At 27.5% G+C, this 18,045-nt stretch carries 21 protein-coding genes; 8 read left to right on the top strand and 13 right to left on the bottom strand.

What is annotated here, in order from left to right; translation table 11 throughout:
- Nucleotides 1–27: 27 nt before the first annotated feature.
- A complete protein-coding gene (locus KJQ97_RS01200) occupies nt 28–1,107 on the bottom strand; it encodes a cytochrome-c peroxidase (RefSeq protein ID WP_214119694.1) in 1,080 nt (359 codons plus the stop codon).
- Nucleotides 1,108–1,199: 92 nt separating this feature from the next.
- Between KJQ97_RS01200 and KJQ97_RS01195 the strand changes: the two genes are divergently transcribed.
- The 6 genes from KJQ97_RS01195 to KJQ97_RS01170 all read left to right on the top strand — a co-directional run bounded on the left by KJQ97_RS01195 (nt 1,200) and on the right by KJQ97_RS01170 (nt 6,523).
- On the top strand, nt 1,200–1,934 hold the full coding sequence (locus KJQ97_RS01195; RefSeq protein WP_214119693.1) for a tetratricopeptide repeat protein: 735 nt from the start codon (nt 1,200–1,202) through the stop codon (nt 1,932–1,934).
- Complete coding sequence (locus tag KJQ97_RS01190; protein ID WP_214119692.1) at nt 1,931–2,533, top strand: hypothetical protein; 603 nt, start codon at nt 1,931–1,933, stop codon at nt 2,531–2,533. The genes KJQ97_RS01195 and KJQ97_RS01190 overlap by 4 nt, the downstream gene beginning before the upstream one ends.
- Nucleotides 2,534–2,596: 63 nt before the next feature.
- The gene (locus KJQ97_RS01185) at nt 2,597–5,056 is read left to right on the top strand and encodes a TonB-dependent receptor (RefSeq protein WP_214119691.1); all 2,460 of its coding nucleotides are present in this window, start codon (nt 2,597–2,599) and stop codon (nt 5,054–5,056) included.
- Entirely contained in the window at nt 5,056–5,481 is a 426-nt protein-coding gene (locus KJQ97_RS01180) for a MotA/TolQ/ExbB proton channel family protein (RefSeq protein WP_214119690.1), read from the top strand. The genes KJQ97_RS01185 and KJQ97_RS01180 overlap by 1 nt, the downstream gene beginning before the upstream one ends.
- Nucleotides 5,478–5,837 (top strand): ExbD/TolR family protein, encoded by a 360-nt coding sequence (locus tag KJQ97_RS01175; protein ID WP_214119689.1) that lies wholly within the window; start codon nt 5,478–5,480, stop codon nt 5,835–5,837. The genes KJQ97_RS01180 and KJQ97_RS01175 overlap by 4 nt, the downstream gene beginning before the upstream one ends.
- A complete protein-coding gene (locus tag KJQ97_RS01170) occupies nt 5,837–6,523 on the top strand; it encodes an energy transducer TonB (protein ID WP_214119688.1) in 687 nt (228 codons plus the stop codon). Before KJQ97_RS01175 ends, KJQ97_RS01170 begins: the two co-directional genes overlap by 1 nt.
- 5 nt (nt 6,524–6,528) lie before the next feature.
- On the opposite strand, the gene KJQ97_RS01165 is transcribed toward KJQ97_RS01170, so the two are convergent.
- The 12 genes from KJQ97_RS01165 to KJQ97_RS01110 all read right to left on the bottom strand — a co-directional run bounded on the left by KJQ97_RS01165 (nt 6,529) and on the right by KJQ97_RS01110 (nt 16,192).
- Nucleotides 6,529–7,083: a hypothetical protein gene (locus tag KJQ97_RS01165; protein ID WP_214119687.1), complete on the bottom strand. Its 555-nt coding sequence runs from the start codon at nt 7,081–7,083 to the stop codon at nt 6,529–6,531.
- Nucleotides 7,084–7,659 carry a Cj0814-related protein gene (locus KJQ97_RS01160; protein ID WP_214118886.1) on the bottom strand — a complete coding sequence of 192 codons (576 nt, stop codon included), beginning with the start codon at nt 7,657–7,659 and terminating at the stop codon, nt 7,084–7,086. It abuts the gene before it with no gap.
- Nucleotides 7,660–7,664: 5 nt separating this feature from the next.
- On the bottom strand, nt 7,665–8,330 hold the full coding sequence (locus KJQ97_RS01155; protein ID WP_214119686.1) for a hypothetical protein: 666 nt from the start codon (nt 8,328–8,330) through the stop codon (nt 7,665–7,667).
- Nucleotides 8,331–8,393: 63 nt separating this feature from the next.
- Nucleotides 8,394–8,948 carry a cysteine peptidase family C39 domain-containing protein gene (locus tag KJQ97_RS01150; protein WP_214119685.1) on the bottom strand — a complete coding sequence of 185 codons (555 nt, stop codon included), beginning with the start codon at nt 8,946–8,948 and terminating at the stop codon, nt 8,394–8,396.
- Entirely contained in the window at nt 8,933–9,784 is an 852-nt protein-coding gene (locus tag KJQ97_RS01145; RefSeq protein ID WP_214119684.1) for a hypothetical protein, read from the bottom strand. Before KJQ97_RS01145 ends, KJQ97_RS01150 begins: the two co-directional genes overlap by 16 nt.
- A gap of 30 nt (nt 9,785–9,814) precedes the next feature.
- Nucleotides 9,815–10,432, bottom strand: coding sequence for a hypothetical protein (locus KJQ97_RS01140; RefSeq protein ID WP_214119683.1), 618 nt, complete (start codon nt 10,430–10,432; stop codon nt 9,815–9,817).
- A 9-nt stretch (nt 10,433–10,441) separates the two neighbouring features.
- Nucleotides 10,442–11,095, bottom strand: coding sequence for a hypothetical protein (locus tag KJQ97_RS01135; protein ID WP_214119682.1), 654 nt, complete (start codon nt 11,093–11,095; stop codon nt 10,442–10,444).
- Between the two features lie 161 nt (nt 11,096–11,256).
- Entirely contained in the window at nt 11,257–12,447 is a 1,191-nt protein-coding gene (locus KJQ97_RS01130; RefSeq protein WP_214119001.1) for a Cj0814 family flagellar-dependent secreted protein, read from the bottom strand.
- Between the two features lie 25 nt (nt 12,448–12,472).
- Nucleotides 12,473–13,048 (bottom strand): hypothetical protein, encoded by a 576-nt coding sequence (locus KJQ97_RS01125; protein WP_214119681.1) that lies wholly within the window; start codon nt 13,046–13,048, stop codon nt 12,473–12,475.
- Between the two features lie 161 nt (nt 13,049–13,209).
- Entirely contained in the window at nt 13,210–14,211 is a 1,002-nt protein-coding gene (locus KJQ97_RS01120; protein WP_214119680.1) for a Cj0814 family flagellar-dependent secreted protein, read from the bottom strand.
- Nucleotides 14,212–14,226: 15 nt separating this feature from the next.
- The gene (locus KJQ97_RS01115) at nt 14,227–15,015 is read right to left on the bottom strand and encodes a hypothetical protein (RefSeq protein WP_214119679.1); all 789 of its coding nucleotides are present in this window, start codon (nt 15,013–15,015) and stop codon (nt 14,227–14,229) included.
- Nucleotides 15,016–15,076: 61 nt separating this feature from the next.
- A complete protein-coding gene (locus KJQ97_RS01110; protein WP_214119678.1) occupies nt 15,077–16,192 on the bottom strand; it encodes a Cj0814 family flagellar-dependent secreted protein in 1,116 nt (371 codons plus the stop codon).
- 298 nt (nt 16,193–16,490) lie between these two features.
- Here KJQ97_RS01110 and KJQ97_RS01105 point away from each other — a divergent pair, with 298 nt between their 5' ends.
- A complete protein-coding gene (locus KJQ97_RS01105; RefSeq protein WP_214119677.1) occupies nt 16,491–17,261 on the top strand; it encodes a MetQ/NlpA family ABC transporter substrate-binding protein in 771 nt (256 codons plus the stop codon).
- Between the two features lie 9 nt (nt 17,262–17,270).
- Complete coding sequence (locus KJQ97_RS01100) at nt 17,271–18,029, top strand: class I SAM-dependent methyltransferase (protein WP_214118746.1); 759 nt, start codon at nt 17,271–17,273, stop codon at nt 18,027–18,029.
- The last annotated feature ends 16 nt before the right edge of the window (nt 18,030–18,045 follow it).

Raw genomic sequence — 18,045 nt, 5'->3', positions numbered from 1 at the left:
AATAGTAATTTGTATTATTTTTTAATTTCAATAATCAAGCTTAGGGCGTATTGTTTCATCACTTGAAGGTGGGAGTTCTGGATAAACTATCTGTGGTAGTTTGCCACTAAGTGATTTTAAAAAGCTTATTATATTTTTGATTTCTTGCTCGCTTAGTTCAATTCCAAGCTGAATTCTTCCCATAGATTCAACTGCTTCAGTTAAGCTCCAAATACTGCCATTATGAAAATATGGGGCTGTTCTTGCTACATTTCTTAAGGTAGGAACTTTTACTCTATTGTTTTCATTTCCGTTAAAATCTCCATAATTTACATATTGATACCTAACAAAGCCAAAACCCCTAAATGCTCCGCCAACATTTATCCCGTAATGGCATAAAACACAACCTTTATTAATAAATGTTCTAAGCCCTTGTTTTTCATCAAAACTTAAAGCATTTACATTGCCTTCTAAAAACTCATCATATCTTGAAGGAGTTATCAAAGTTCGCTCAAATATGCCAATAGTTGTTGCAATTAAGTCAAAATCAATATTAATATCATTTGAAAAAGCGTCTTTAAACTCATTTACATATTCAGGAATACTTTTGATTTTTTCTACTACGATTTGGCTATCTTCTGCCATTTCTACATTAGCTTGGATAGGTCCTTTTGCTTGTTCTTTTAGATGATTTGCTCTGCCGTCCCAAAATTGATTCGGGTTAAACACTGCATTATAAACGCTTGGAGCGTTTAGATGATGTGGATTTGCTTGCCATTTGTGTCCTGTACTAGCTGCTATGCCATCAACTCCACCTAAGCCTAAATTATGACAAGTATTGCACGATATTAGCCCGCTTCTTGAAAGTCTTGGGTCAAAATAAAGCTTTTTGCCTAATTCAATTCTTTTAGTTGTAGTTGGATATATTTCATAATCAGGGCTTGTATTTTTAATTAGCTCTTCTAATTCATAAGCATTGCTAGGGATTGCTTTTAGTCTTATTTTTTTAGCATAAGCGATTAGAGTTTTATCATCTATATTAAAAATATCTTCTCTAATTTGTCTAAAACTGAGCTCATTAGAAATTGCAAAACTAAGTGCAAATCCTAAAAATATTAATTTTTTCATACAAGCTCCTTTTAGTAATTTTTATAATGATATTAATAATTATTTAATAATATTAAATATTAATAATTATAATCAATAAAAAAGGAAAGATTATGAGAAAACTTTTTATTTTGTTTTTTTGTGTTTATGCAATAGCTAGTGATTTAGCGAACAAATGTAAAGAAAATGATTATTCATCTTGCACAAATCTAGCAATTAGCTTAATAAATAGTGATATTAAAAGAGCTAAAAAATTATTAGCACTATCTTGTGAAAAAGATGTTGCCTTAGCTTGTCATCGCCTAAGTATGATTTATTTTAATGGTGCTAAGAAAAATACACAATTAGCAAAAGAATTAGCAAATAAAGCTTGTGATTTAGGCTATTTGCAAAGTTGTCATAATCTAGGAAATATTTATAAATACTCTTTAGCTAAAACGAAGCAAGATTTTCTTAAAGCAATAAATTATTATGAGAAAAATTGTGATAAAAAATACGCAAATTCTTGCTATGAGCTTGCAAATTTATATCAATATTATTTGCCTATAAATGATGATTATGTTTTGCTAAATCATAGTAAAGCTTGTGATTTAGATTTAGCCGCGTCTTGCTATCAGATAGGCTATTTTGCGTATTTTAAAAAATATAATTTAAATGATTTAAAACTTGCTTTAAAATACTTCTTAAAAGCTTGCGAGCTAAATTACAACCTAGCTTGTATGATGAGTGCAAATATTTATGAAAAACAAAATAATTTAGAAAATGCTTTAAAATTTTATAAAAAAGCTTGTGATTTAAGAAATTTTACATCTTGTAATAATTACGAAAGAATTAAGGATAAGAAATGAAAAAATTATTATTAATATCAAGTTTTTTTGTAAGTTTAAGTTCCTATGATTTTGGTATTAAAATAAATGAGTTTAATTCTAGCGAAGTTGATAGTTATTTTAATTATGAATATGGAAAAAGCAGACCTTACACATGCAATCTGCGCTCATCTTTCTTGCCAAACACAAAAAAAGGCGAAATTTTTAAGAAAATGTTTGGTGATAAAAAAGCTTATAAAAGTCTTAGAAGTCTAGCTTGTAATATTGATGAAAATAATTATTTTTTATGGCTTATTTTTAAAGATGATATTTTAAAGCAAATAAAATACGAACTTAATAAAAATTACGAAGATTTAAAACAAGAATTATTATTTAAATATGAGTTAATCAAAGAAAACAAGGTAAATCTTGATGATTATTATATAAGTGATTATGATGAATTTGAAATAGCAATTAACACTAAATGCAATGCTAAATATTGCAGAGATTTTAGTATTTTTAAGATTAGTGATAAGATTGAGCTTGTATTAATTAATGCAAATTTTAACAATATAAAAAAATCAAGCATAATAATTAGAGCAAAAGATTTAAAAGAACTTTATGATAAAAATAAATTTTAATTTAAAGTGATTTTAATTTTCATTATATTACAATCTAATAATGATTATTATTTTGGGGATTTTATGAAGAAAGTTTTTCAATGTTTTATTATTTGCTCTTGTGCTTTAGCAGAAATTAATGTTGGCAGTATTGATGTAATTGGTGAAAGTGCTAGTTTGATTATTAATCAAAAAAGTACTATTTATTCAAATAAATTTTTAAAAAATTTTGCAAGCAATAATAAAGACATAAGCTCTATTTTAAAATACAATCCAAATGTAAGCTTTGATGTAAGCAATAATTCAAGCTTTAATGGTGCAAATATTGTGCCTGATAAAATAAGTATAAACGGAAGTCTTTTTTATCAAAATAATTTTACCCTTGATGGAATAAGCATTACAAATGACATTGACCCAGCGGGTTCAAGCACTGCATTAGATGACAAAGGGCAGTTTGAAACACCATCTCAAGGCGTATTCTTAAATACTAATATTCTTGATAGTGTAGAAGTATTTGATAGTTTTATCCCTGCTAAATACGGAGAATTTACAGGCGGTGTAGTAGATAGTAAGAGCAAAAATCCTAGCAAGGATTTAAGTTCTTATGTTAATTTTGGTTTTACTTCAAGTAATTTAACTAAGACTTTATATCCTGATTGCGATGAAAATGATATTTCATGCCTTGCTAGAATAACAACTTATGAAAATGATTTAAGCAATACAAGTTCAAAAAAATGGAAAAAATATAATACAAATTTTGGATTTTCAAATACTTTTAATGAAAAATTTGGAGTTTTGTTTGATTTTTCAGACTTAAGAAGTGTTATTACAAAGCCTAGCAAAGCACTTGATGAGAATTCTTATGATATTAAAAATATAAGCCAAAACTTTTTATTAAAACTTAATTATATTGCAGATAATGGAATAATCCTAACTCCAAGCATAATTTATGCACCTAGCAAACAAGAATACAATACAAGCGATAATTTAAACGGACATTACTCAATTACTCAAAAAAATATCGTATCAAAAATCAATTTATTTTATGAAAACGATAATTATGCAATAGATTCAAACTTATCTTATTCTAAATTAAATTACAATAGAGATTCTGATACTAGCATTATGCAAATTTGGAAGAGTTCAAATATAAATAATTGGAGCAATTCTAGTATAGCAAGAGTTGGATCAACTACTGCTGTTGATAGATTGCAAGATAATTTAAGCTTAGATTTTGATTTTAAATATTATTTAGATCATCATACTTTAAATTCAGGTTTTATTCTTAGCAATACAAAAGTAAGCCATCAAATTGATGAAAATGGTGCAATTTATGCAACTCCTAAAACTTTAAGTGGTGAGTGTTTAGCAAATGATATTGCGTGTTTAAAAGATGATTCATTTAATAATGCAGGGCAATTCTTATCTAGTTTGATTAAATATGATGGAACAAAACATGTAGTAAAATCAAATAATCTTGCATTTTATTTAGAAGATGAGTTTAGCTTAGATGCTTTTACTTTAAGATTTGGTGCTAGAGCAAATTATGATGATTTGTATAAGAATTTTAATTTTGCTCCTAGAATTAAAGCTGATTATGAGTTTAATGAAGATAGCAAAGTAAGTTTAGGTTATGCAAGATATTATGGAAGAATGCCTTATGCTTATGTTTTAAACTCGCTCATTTCTTCATCAAATCAAACTTATACAAGAACAACAGCTCAAGAAAAATGGAGCTTAAAAGCTGATTTTAAAAGCCCTAAAATGAGCCAAAATAAATTAAAAACTCCTTATGATGATGAGATTGCGTTTTTGTATCATCAAAAATTTTCTAATATTAGTTACGATTTTAAATATATTTTTAGAAATTCAAAAGACTTAATAATGACAGCTAAATCAAAAAGATTAGGCATAATTGAAAGCGATGGAATAGAAAAAACATATTACGCAAATATAGGAAAATCAAAAAATCATAATTTTAGTTTAAGTATTAGCAATGCAAATGAAATAGATATTTTTGGTGTTAAAAATAACTTTGCTTTAATAGCTAATTATGCTATTCATAAAAAGAATATGCAAGATTATACAACAGACCTTTTTAGCTTACTTGATAGCAATATAAGACCTGATAAAAACGGAAGAAGCTATGATAAAGAAAATATTATGTGGGATGGAAAAGTCATAAAAATAGAAGATAAACCAAATCTAAGCTTTGCTAAACCTTGGGCTATTAGACTTACTACAACGCATAATTTTAATAATTTTACATTATCAAATTTTATTCACTATGAAGCTGGATATGATTATGAAAGAGCTTATGATTTTATAATAAATGATACTACTAAATTGAAGGCTTATGAGATAGCTCATCAAAACTCTAGCATTTTATATGATTTAAAACTTAAATATGAAAATCAATTCAAAAAAGTAAATTATTACGCAAGTATTGATATAGGAAATGTTTTTAATACAAAAAGAGCGAATAACGAATATTCTATGATGCAAGGTAGGTCGTTTTATTTTGAAGTAGGAGCGAAATTTTAATGCCAAATTTAGTGCTAGAAAATGAAATAGATTTTATAGTTTTTATTATATTAGGTGTAATGAATGCTTTATGTATTGCGGTTTTGATTGAAAGAATTGTGTTTTATTGTGTTTTCAAATATGAAAATTATAAAAGTTTAGAAGAATTTGAAATAGGAATTAGCAAAAATCTAATAATTCTTTCAATCATAGCCCAAAACGCACCTTATATAGGGCTATTGGGAACTGTTTTTGGCATAATGATGGGTTTTAACAATATTGATGATACTGGTAAGATAATAAGTGCATTAAGTGGTGCTTTAAAAGCTACTGCGGGTGGGCTTATTGTTGCAATACTTGCTTTAGTCATATTTAATATTTTTGATAGATACAATGCAAAGCTGATTGTAAAATATAAAAAATTAAATAATCTTGTTACAAAATGAATAAACCTACCTTAAACATAATCCCATTAATTGATGTAATGCTAGTAATTATCATAATATCACTTAGCGTACAAAGTTTTGTAAAATATAAAGCAATTGATGTAACCCCACCACTTAGTAAAAGCGAACAAAATGCTGAAACCAAAGCAAATATTTTAATAATTTCAAAGGAATTTGAATTAAGAATAAACGATGATTTAATTAGTTTAAATGATTTGGTAAGCAAAATTAATAAAGATGAGAAATTAAACATAATTTGTGATGAAGAATTGTATTTTAAAGATTTTATAAAAGTAATTTATGAATTAAAAAATAATAATTTTAATAATTACACAATACTTACAAGGCTTAAATAATGAAAATAATTGTAATTTCTGTTTTGATATTTTTAGCTCAAGTTTTTGCCGTTTCTATAATACATGTAAAAGATGAGAATAAATTAAAAAATCAAACAAGTATAAACTTAAGTGCTAGTAATTTTAGCTTTATACAAGATAGCCCTAAAGAAGAGTTAGTTGAAGAAAAGCTTGAAGAAGTTAAAGCTGAAGTAAAACAAGAGATTAAAGAAGGTATAAAGAAAAAAATCAAACCTAAAGAAGAATTAAAAAAACAAAGCGAAATAAAAAAAGTAAAACAAGTTATAAAGCCTGAAGTAAAACAAGTTGTAAAACAAGAAGAAAAGCAAGAAATTAATCAAAATTATGGAGCAAATATTGAAGGAAAAGCCAACGCAAATAGTCTAAACAATAATTCCAGCAATGGTTTAAATGATAAAGCTTTAGCCTTGTTTATAAATGAGCTTTTAAACAAATATAAAAAATACCCAAAAAGAGCAAAAATGCTAAATATTAAAGGCAAAGTAGTAGGTAATTTTATGATAAAAAATGATGAGCTTACTATAAATATTATAGAAAGTTCTCACGAAATGTTTTTGCAGCAAACAAAACAAACAATAAGAAAAGTCAAAAACAAAATCCCAAAACAAGCACACAATATGAAAATATCTTTTGTTATTAATTACAAAACAAACGAAGAAATTTGATTTATTCAAATTCTTTTATCATACAAATTCTTACTATCTTTATACGCCATTAAAATAGCTAATAAATCTCTTTCATCTTTGATATTTTGAATATCAAGTTTGCTTAAAATATCTTCCATACTTTCACGAGTGCTAGTGCCTTTTACTTCTATTTTTTCTCTAGGCTTTTCTTCTTCATATTCAGCTTTTATTTTTAGATATTCTTTTTTAAAATCATCTATGCTTATTTTTTCATCTGCAAATAATCTAAAAAGCCTTTCATCATCGCTAAAATTAAATCTTAAATCATCATAATATGTAAAGCTACCACTACTACTATTTATAGGATTTGCTTGCAAAAAGCTTTGCAAATCTTTTTTAATCTCTATATCAGAATGCTTTGCAAAAGCTCTTTGATAAATACTATCTGTCTTATAATCATTTTGAACTTGTAAAAACAAATCAAACATATCATTAGGCTTAGCAATTTGGCTAAGCTCTTTGCTTAAATCTATCTTTTTTAAATCTTTATTATTTGTATTAATGAGATTTATTTGATTTAAAGATGGGTTAATTTGCATTTATGTCCTTTTGTTTATAAACTCGGTTTCTAGCATAGATAAAACATAAGCATCATAGCTATCTTTTTGCTCTCTTAGAGATTTTACCAAGTTTGCTAAGTTTTCTTTATACACATTTAAATCACTCTTTACTTCAATCGGTTCTCTTTTAATCTCTTTAGTATCTAGCTCTTTTGCTGCTAAATCCTTAGTAATTGCTAAAAGCCATCTAGGTTTAAATTCTTCTATGCTTAAATCACTATTTAATAAGCTTTCTAGCTCATCATTTAAGGCGATTTGCCCGTTTATTGAATTTGAATTAGTCATAATAAAGCTTAAAAGTTCGCTTAATTCATTTAAACTACTTTTATCATCAAGCCCTAATAGTTTGCCATAAATAGTAACTTCGCCATTCTTACTAACCCCACTAAAACTCTTACCCCAATTATCATGATTATATAAATTAGAAATGCCTTTTAAATCATCAGAGCTTACTGGCTTAGAATTTAAATCTTTATTAGTTTCAGTCCTTATCTCATCTCTTAAAAATATTTGCCTTAAATCCAAAATACTCTGATTGTTATTTATGATTGTCATTTTAACTAAACCCTTTTATCATATAAATTCTCGCCATTTTTATAGGCTAAAAATATAGCTAATAAATCTCTTTCATCTTTAATATTTTGAATATTAATTTTGCTTAAAATATCTTCCATACTTTCACGAGTGCTAGTGCCTTTTACTTCTATGGCTTCGAATGGTGTTTTATCTTCAGTTTGTTCTTCTTTTTCTTCTTGTTTAATTTCTTCTTTAGTATTTATTGCATTATTTCTTAAATTTTCTTTTTCTTTAACTCTAGCTTGTAATTCTTCAACGCTTGGCATTTTATTACTATCTATATAACCTAAAAGTAATTCTTTAGGCAAACCTAAAGATGGCATATTTAGTGAGTTTAGCGTTCTATCAAGCTCTTTTTTATCAATTTCTACCCAATTTTTCATAAATTCTTTGCTTATTTCTTCTACTAAATCAGGGTCTAATGCTCCAAACACACAATAACTTGCCTTTTCTCCAAGATTTAAATTTCTATCATTTATTGGATTGTAAGTCGGATCGTTTTCTAGCTTTTGCTGGGCTAGTTTAAGATATTCTAAACTAGCCTTTCCATCTTCATAATAAGGTTTATTGGCTTGAATATCTAGGTTATCATTTTTTTTACTAATTTTAGTTGTTGGATATGTTATATAAGAATTAGCCGTTATTTTCATAATCATCTCCTTTATCATCTATATCAGCAAAATTAACAAAAACTTTAAAAATATAAAACTTATTTAAATTTCTTTTATTTGACTTGGGCGTGGTAAATTTGGCTTTAGTTCTTTTGTAATATTTGGCTTAATTATTAGAGCGTATCCACCTAAACCATCTTTATCCCATACGCTATAAAATTCTTTTTTAGAGCTTAGATATTCGCCAAAGCTTGGGTCATATACTTTCACAAAATCCCCATTAATATTATTTACCACTACAAAATGTGGAAATCTCGGGTCATTTTCAATCTTTACTATAAAAGGCACGAATATTTTTTCAAATATATTACGATTTAATTTATAAGCTTTTGCATTAAAACCCAATTTATTTAACGCATTATTTAATTCATTAAAACTTAGCATATTAGTATTTTTATCTAAAACTTCTAAAATATCTTTTTCACTAAAACGCTTGATATTTGTTAGATTTAGTAATGTCGCTATACTACTTGCCCCACAAGATTCTTCATAACTTTGTCTTACTACGGAGTTATTTTTGATTTGTCTATAAGACTTCACTGCAAACTCGGCATTAAGACAAGTTATAGTTATAAAGATTATTAGAATTTTTGCCATAAGCTAATACCAAACACACTATCAGGAGCAGCTGAACCACCACCAAAACTAGCATTAAAACTGATACTTGTATCATCATTTATACTATAAGTTGAGCCTACACTATATGTTGGGATACTTCTTAGATTTGTATATTTTACACCATTGATTTTTTGAGCTGCTTGAAAACTCTGTGAAGCTTCTAAATCAAGCGTAATTTTAGGGCTTAATACTATACTAAGATTTGCACCAAAATTATAAGAATTTCCATAATTTATCGCTAGTTTATCAAAAGTCCTAGTATCATTATATGTAAATCCCATATAAATACCCCAAATAGCAGGGTCGCTATATCCTTTTAAGTTTAGCTTAGCTGAATGTGATTTAAAATAAAAACTTTTATTTGTATCAAGTGCTTTTTCTCTTTGTAATAATCCTGCTTGATAAGAAAAACTAAGTATTTTATCACTAAAACTATCAAATCTATAATTAAACCCAAGCCACAAGCTTTCAAATGAATAATGAGTTTCACTCATAGGCTTACCCGTAAAAAAATTACTATATTCATTTCTAGTAGCATTAGCGCCAATTGAAGTTATAAAATCAAGCTTGTTATTAAATGAATATATCAAAGTTTCATTCAAACTAAGCCTTTTATTATCAGTCCAAATCACAGGATCGCCTCCTATTATTAGACTTGGATAACTTGTGTAGATATTAGCATTCCCGCTAGTGATTAAACTAAGACTTGTAATGCTTCTAAGTCCGATTTGTCTTTTAAAAAGACTATCAATAGTAATAGCATCAGAGCCAAATAAAAAGCTTAAAGTAAATGCTATAAAAAATAACTTTTTCAAACTCTTCCTTTCAATTTAAAATATAAAATTTCAAACCCTTTTATCATATAAATTCTCGCCATTTTTATAGGCTAAAAATATAGCCAATAAATCTCTTTCATCTTTGATATTTTGAATATCAAGTTTGCTAAGTATTTCTTCCATACTTTCACGAGTGCTAGTGCCTTTTACTTCTATGGCTTCGTAAGGTTTTTCTTTAGTTTGTTCTTCTTTTTCTTCTTGTTTAATTTCTTCTTTAGATTGTGATATTTGCAAATCTTCGTCTGTATTAGAAAAAATACTTTTCATTAATTTATTTTTTTCTTCATCATTTATGCTATCTGAAGTTAATTTATCTAAATTTTTAAAAAGTTTATTTAGAGTTTTTACTAATTCTTCTGGATCAATGTCTGGAGATTTCTCCAATTCCAACCTTATATGCTTTACAACATCAGGGTCTAACGCTCCATACATACCATAAGTTAGCTTATCACGAAGACCTAAATTATTGTCATATAATGGTTTATAGGTCGGATCGTTTTCTAACTTTTCTTGAGCTAGTTTAAGATATTCTAAACTAGCCCCATCATTTGCTTTATTTTGTGAGTTTTTATTATTAAGCGTATTTGCATAAGTATTTGAAAAATTATTTACTCCATTAACCATCATAATAAATCCTTATCTTGCCATTCTTAGCAAATCTGCTCCTACTGCTTGTTTTATTTCTCTTAATACTTGATTATATTCTAATTGAAAACTATTCGTAGCTTCATGGTCAAACCAACGATTAAGCATATATATTAATTCTCGAACTGTACTAGCATTTGAAAGATTTAAATACTCTTTTTCTACAGCATATACATGAGTAACTGGTGCCATCACTCCATTACCCACATTTGTATTTTTTATACCGTATAATAAAACATGACCTGTTATAGTTCTGCCGCCTAATGCGCTAATATAATCTACAAGTCTGCCGTAATTTCTATCAATATGCTCTCTAGTACTAGGATTCGCGTAACATTGAGTTTGCCCTAAAGGACAAAGCCCTATACTATTTTTTATCAATAAACCATCACTATTAAATCTAGCGCCTAACTCATTTGATGTATGTGGGATAGCCAACACAAATGCCATACCACCATATGTGTATATATCGGTTAAAACATACCCGCCACGAACCTTATTCATTTCTTCAGTATTTAAAACTTTAACACCTAATGAATTATCACTTATAGCACCTTTGCTAATATCTGCTAATAAATCATTAGCATTAGCACTTAAGCCTAAAACGGCAACTAAAGATAAAACTTTTAATGTTTTCTTAAACATTATCTCTCCTTTGTTTTAAAATAAAATCTCATAATACTTTAACTAATTTTAAATAAAACTTAATATTAAAAATATTATTAATATTTGTTACTTTTCGTAATATTTTTAAATAATTCATAATTTTAAATTCCTTTAAAATTAATGGAATTTGAAATAGGAATTTAAACTTTTATATCAAATAAACTTATATTTTTTTGGCTAAAACTAAAAGCTAATTTTAATAAATCTTCAAAACTCATTATATTAGATTCTTTACTAGGTTTTTCTATACCCATTAATTCTCTTATCTTTTTCATAAATTTTTCTAAAGTTTCCCTTTCTGCTTTGATTTGCTCTGGAGTTAAGACAAGATTATTATTTCCAGCTAAGGCACTTGTGATATTTTTCCCCTCAAAATCACCATCTTTTATAGGACTAAACATTAATTTTGAATATGTATCGTAAGAAGAAAAAGCACTTCTTTCTTTTAAACTCTTATCAAATCTATTAAATTTAACATAATCTTTTAGCCATCTTGGCATACGCTCAACTTCAGCACTTGTAAAGCCATTTTCACCCCTACTAATAAGCTGTGCTCCAAGTGCCATATCAAATGCATGAAAATCTTGCCTACTGATATTTCTATCATAACCGCTAAATTTACCATCATAAGTAGTCTCTGCTTCTATAACTGCTCTTATATCGCTTGATAAAAATCCCATAAGAAGCCCGCCTCTTGTAAATTCTCCCTTTTCGTTTTTATATCTATTCTCAGCAGGGTCAAAATTGCTTATATATAATTTATCTTCTTCTAATATTTCCTTACTACGAAAAACAGTGGTATTTGGCTTAGTTCTATCTTCATTTCTATAATGAAAAAACATACCACCAACATCTTCAGTTTTTTTATCAAAATTAACATTTGAAAACTCATATGGACTTTGCAATATTTTTGTCACTTCAAAAGTTCCTTTTTTGATAACATAACCTTGTGGAAATTGCTTTATATCTTCGGTATTAAAAAATTCTTTAGAGTTTAAAAAATCTTCACTTACAACTTGGCTAAAAAGTGTATAAGCGTTATTAACAGTTTTTGCTATATCAATTTCATAATACTTTCTATATGCTCTTAAAGAATTGTTATTTCTATCTACTAGATTTTTTAAAGTATCGCTGTGGATTTTATAATTATCCGGAATACCTGCGGCTTTATTAAAATCACTTGTAAAAAAGCCATCTTTATCAACTCCGTATCCTAATACTTCACCTACCTTTTTATCATCTGCTTTATTGTCTACTTTTTTAATCTCGTTATTTGTTTCTTTTTTGCTTATATTAGTTATTTGATATGTTGAATAAGAATTTATTTTCATAATTATTCCTTTAGGTAGGGTTCTATTAGAACCCTAATGCAAAATTACCATGCCTTCTAGCTGTTTCTGTATAAATATAATTTTTTGCTTGTAAATTTTTTACAGCACTTTCTACCCAAGAATTAATTATGCCTCTAGCTTTACCAGTTGTAAAATCAACAGCTCTTGCATTTAAACTATAACTATAGGCTCTTCCAAATAATTGTGGTGTTTTTGTCTGAGTAAATGCTATTCCAACCACTTCGTTTGGCAATACACCCTTTAACGAATCACTATAAGCATTTTTTTGAAAAATTGTAGGGCTACTACCTGAACTAAAATCAGTATTATATCCTGAAATAGCTTCAAGCATCTTTTCATTATAATCATACTCTACCTTAAAAATTGTTTGTAACATAAATGAATTATTAATAGCAGTTCCTACATATCTAAAAACATACCCGCCATGAACTTTATTCATCTCTTCAGTATTTAAAACTTTAACACCTAATGAATTATCACTTATAGCACCTTTGCTAATATCTGCTAATAAATCATTAGCATTAGCACTTAAGCCTAAAACGGCAACTAAAGATAAAACTTTTAATGTTTTCTTAAACATTATCTCTCCTTTGTTTTAAAATAAAATCTCATAATACTTTAACTAATTTTAAATAAAACTTAATATTAAAAATATTATTAATATTTGTTACTTTTCGTAATATTTTTAAATAATTCATAATTTTAAATTCCTTTAAAATTAATAGAATTTGAAATAGAAATTTAAACTTTTATATCAAATAAACTTATATTTTTTTGGCTGTATTGTAAAGCTGCTTGTAAAAACTCTTCAAATGTTTCGTAATTATCTATATCTTTAGGAGCTTTTAGGTTTTTACCACTTAGCATTTCATATAATAATTTTTGCATTAGCTTTTGCCACTCATCTTCTTTACCTATCTCATAGCGTTTTGTATTGTTTGGCTTTATCATACCCCAATCATCATCTGTGCGATACGGGTCAAATGGGTCGCTGTAGTCATGTCCCATTTGCTTAGCATAATTAGTTTTTTCACCTTCTACTAAAATGTAATTGTTATATAAAACAGCAGCTAAAAGTCCGCCTTTGCTATACTCGCCTTGCTCATTTTGGTAGTTTTCTTTATGTGGGTCGTAGATAAAACTACATATACTATCTAACCACGCATCATAATTATTTATAGGTGGTTCTTTTTTAAAAAAAATATCATCTTTTTCAAACAAGCCAGATAAATAATTAGTAGCTCTATATTTTGAATCAAGCCTACAATAATCTGTCATTTTTACATAGTCTTGATAATCTTCTAATTTATCAAAAGTCTTTGTAATAGTTAAGCTTCTTTTATCCATTTCAAAAAAATGTGAAGTTTTCCAAAGCTCATCAGAGCTAAAAAAATCCTTTGAGTTTAAAAACTCATCGCCTAAAACTCCTTTTAAAACTTTATAAGCACTACTTGCACTTTTTACTATATCTATGTTATGACGCATTTTGTATATCGGTGGGTTTGCTTGGTTATTTTTTTCTACAAGGGAAAGCATTGTATCACTATGTATTTTAAAATCTTCAGGAATTCCTGCAGCTTTGTTAAAATCACTTGTAAAAAAGCCATCTTTATCAACTCCGTATCCTAAAACAACTCCTACCTTTTTATCATCTGCTTTATTATCTACTTTTTTAATCTCGTTATTTGTTTCTTTTTTGCTTATATTAGTTATTTGATATGTTGAATAAGAATTTATTTTCATAATTATTCCTTTATTTTAAACTCTTTTATCATATAAATTCTCGCCATTTTTATATGCCATTAAAATAGCTAATAAATCTCTTTCATCTTTTACTTTGCGTGGGTCAATCTTACTTAAAATCTCTTCCATATTTTCACGAGTGCTTGTGCCTTTTACTTCTATGGCTTCGTAAGGTTTTTCTTTAGTTTGTTCTTCTTTTTCTTCTTTTAACTTATTCTCATCATAAAAATCTTTTAATTTTAAATATTCTTTTTTAAAGTCTTCTATGCTGATTTCTTCATTTGCAAACAACATTTCTAATCTATTATCATTATCTTCAAATGATTTTTTAAACTTTTTATCACTTAAAGATAGTTTGTCTATGGGATTTTCTTTTAAAAATTCTAAAAGCTCTTTTGAATCATCGTTATTTTGATAAAAAGCTCTTTGATATATTGAATTGTTTTCAAATTTAAACAAAGGTTGAACTTCTAGCTTAAGTGATACAACCCAAGCAGGATCACACTTATTTACTTTAAGAGAATCTTTTGTGCTTAATATTTCTTCATTTGGGTCTTTTTCGTAAGTAATTATTCCTTTTAACATTTCGTTTTCTAAGGCTTCATAAATCTTACTGCCTTTTTCATAAGCTCCTATTTTACTAAGCACAGCATTTGGATCATATGTACCCCATTCATCTTGTGGGGCGTCTTTTAAAATATTTGCGATTTGTTCTTTTAAATTATCTTTAGGAGTTTGAGTGGTTGGAATTTGATTTTTAATATTTGTTTGATAATTTATATAATTGTTATTTGTTATTTGCATTTTAAACCCCCGTTATTTTTCTATATCGGTAGGTTTAAAAAAATATTAATAGATATTTAATTTATATCTGAACTCTTTTATAAAAATCCTTAGCATTAGCCCTAAAATCATTTGAATAATTATTGTTCAATAAAGCATCTACTGCTAGGCTCTGGCTTAACTCTCTTACCTTTTCTTTTAATTTTTTCTCATCTTCAAACTTATCTAAATAATCTTGGATTTTTTCCTTGCTAAGTCCTGTTAAGAATTCTAGCTTTGAAATATCTATGCCTTCATTTGGATTAAGCTTACTTAGTGCATCTTCTATAATCATTCTTTCTTTATATTCATCTTTAATCTTAGTTGCCCCACTATCGCTTACCTTAAGCCCTTGTGTGCCACCTAGAAAACTTACAAATAATCCTGCATTAGAAATCTCACCATCTTTTATATAAGGACTTAAATCAAAATTAAGCTTTCTGCTATTATTTACGCTTAAATCATAATCAAACTTAAAGCCTATTTGTAAAGCATTTTCCTTATTCTCATAATACTTATTGCCAACATTTGCGTGTGAATAATCAAATGTATAGCCATTATTGATTTTAAGTCCAACCAAATCAACATAATTTGGCATATTAGCAATATCATCTTTGCTAAACTCGGCTACATTTCCTACAATTTGCTCGTATAATCTAAACTGGTGTTTGATAGTGTCTGCGTAATCAATATTTTCATAAATATTATTAAAAATCCCAACTTGTGGCATAGTCATTAGGTTATTTTGTCTTGAGATTTCTTTTAGTGTGCTTGAATGGATTTTAAAATCATTTGGCAAGCCTGCAGCTTTGTTAAAATCAGCTCCTAAAAAGCCACTACTATCAACGCTATAACCAAACTCGGTAGCATTGTAAATCTTAGCTTTTGTTAAATCTCCTTGCCAAGATATATTAGAATTTAGCTTAGTTAAATCGTGAGTATTATCAAATACCTTAAATCTTGAATTATTAAACCTATCTATAAAGATATTTGAAGCGTCTATTATGTCTTTATCTAGCGAATACTTAGCTTGAGTTTCTAGCTTAGGATTTACCCTTGCAAATTCACTTGCAAAAATAGATGAAAATGATACACCTGCAGCCTTTTGAGCTTTTTGAAGTTTGGCTTCATCAAAAATTGAAATACTTTCTATTCTCATTTGCTCTCCTTTAAATATTTATTTAAAAAAGCAAAAATCATTCCTTAATATTTTGTTACTTTTTTACACAACTTATAAAAAATATAAGTATTTTTATTATTTTATTTAATATTTATAATTAAGATTAGCTTTAAAAAATTAAAAAGGATTATAAATGATGCAGATGCGTTAGCGTCTAGCTAAACTTTCTAGCTAGACGCAAAAATGAATAAAAAGCAAGCGTGGGCTAGAAAGAAAATGTAAAAACATTTTCTTTAATTGTTGTGCGGTAAGCACCTTAAAAATTAAAGGAAAACAAATGAAAAAATTATTAATATTTTTATGTTTATTAAGCTTAAATGCTGATGAAAAATTAATCAAAATCGGAGTAACTCCATATCCAACTGCTATGATTTTAGAAAATGTAAAAGACTTGGTTGAAAATCAAGGATACAAACTAGAAATCATAGAATTTGATAATTACATAGTCCCAAATTATGCTCTAAATGATAAAGAATTAGATGCGAATTTTACTCAAATTAGACAATTTTTAGAAAGCTTTAACGAAGAAAGAGGGACAAATCTAGTTAGTGCAGGAAAAATATTTCTAGGTCCAATGGCAGCGTATTCAAATACTATTAAAGATATTAAAGATTTGCCTAAAAATGCCTTAGTTTATATACCAAGCGACCCTATTAATGGTGCTAGAGCTTTAGATTTACTAGCCTTAAATAATATAATAAGCTTTAATGAAGATGCAAAATCTAGCACAAAATCAGTATTAGATATTAAAGATAATCCATTAAAACTTACAATAAAAGAAATAGAAGCTCCACAACTAACAAGAACACTTAATGAATGTGATTTGGCGATAATTAATACAAATTACGCCCTACTAGCAGGACTAAATCCTATTAAGGATTCTATATTGCACGAAAGTAGCGATAGTGATTATGCTAGCGTTTTAGCTGTTAGAGCCAATGATTTAAATAGCCCTAAAACTAAAGCTTTGCTTAAGGCTATGAGAAGTGAAAAAATGAGAGAGTTTTTAAATACTAAGTTTAAAGATATATTAATTCCAAGTTTTTAAGGAGAATTTATGCTAAAAGCAAACAATCTTTCTAAAATATCATTTAAAAATCTTTATATTGAGCAAAAGAATTTGAGTGATTTTAAGAGTAAGGACGCAAGTGAGTGGGATAAAAAAGCTCAAAGTTTTAATGATTACGCAAAACACGAAGCTTATGTGAGAGAATTTTTAAAGCAAGTTGATTTTAGTGGGTGTGATAGTTTGCTTGATTTTGCTTGTGGGAGTGCTTTTTTAGCCAAGCACTCTTTAATAAACAATATTACTTTATGTGATTTTTCTCCTAAAATGCTTGAGTTTGCTAAGATAAATTGCCCTAATGCAAGGATAATTCAAGGCTCTTATGATGATTTAGATGGTAGTTGGGATTTGGTGTTTGCTAGTAGGTGTTTAGATGTTAATGACCTAGCAAAAGCATTGCAAATTCTTTTAAACTGCACTAAAAAAAGGCTATATTTTACATATAAAATTGACAATTCTTACATACACGAAAAAATCATAAATGCCCTTGATTTAGACATAATTGCAACGCCTAATTATATTTACGCTGCAAATATTTTAAATGAGCTTGGGTATTTTTTCACTTTAAATAAAATCACTATAAAAAATCAAAATTATTATAAAACTTATGAAGATTTACAAAAAAGCGTTGAGTTTTCTTACAAAAAACTAAATGATATTCAAATTGAAAAACTAAAAAATCTATATGAAAATGATAAAGATTTAATCAAACAAGAATTAAGTTGGGCTTTATTTTGCGTAGAAAAATAAGCCCCATATTAAAGGG

The sequence above is a fragment of the Campylobacter sp. 2018MI01 genome (assembly GCF_018501205.1).
Taxonomy (GTDB): Bacteria; Campylobacterota; Campylobacteria; order Campylobacterales; family Campylobacteraceae; genus Campylobacter_E.
This window is presented reverse-complemented; position numbering and strand designations above follow the sequence as displayed.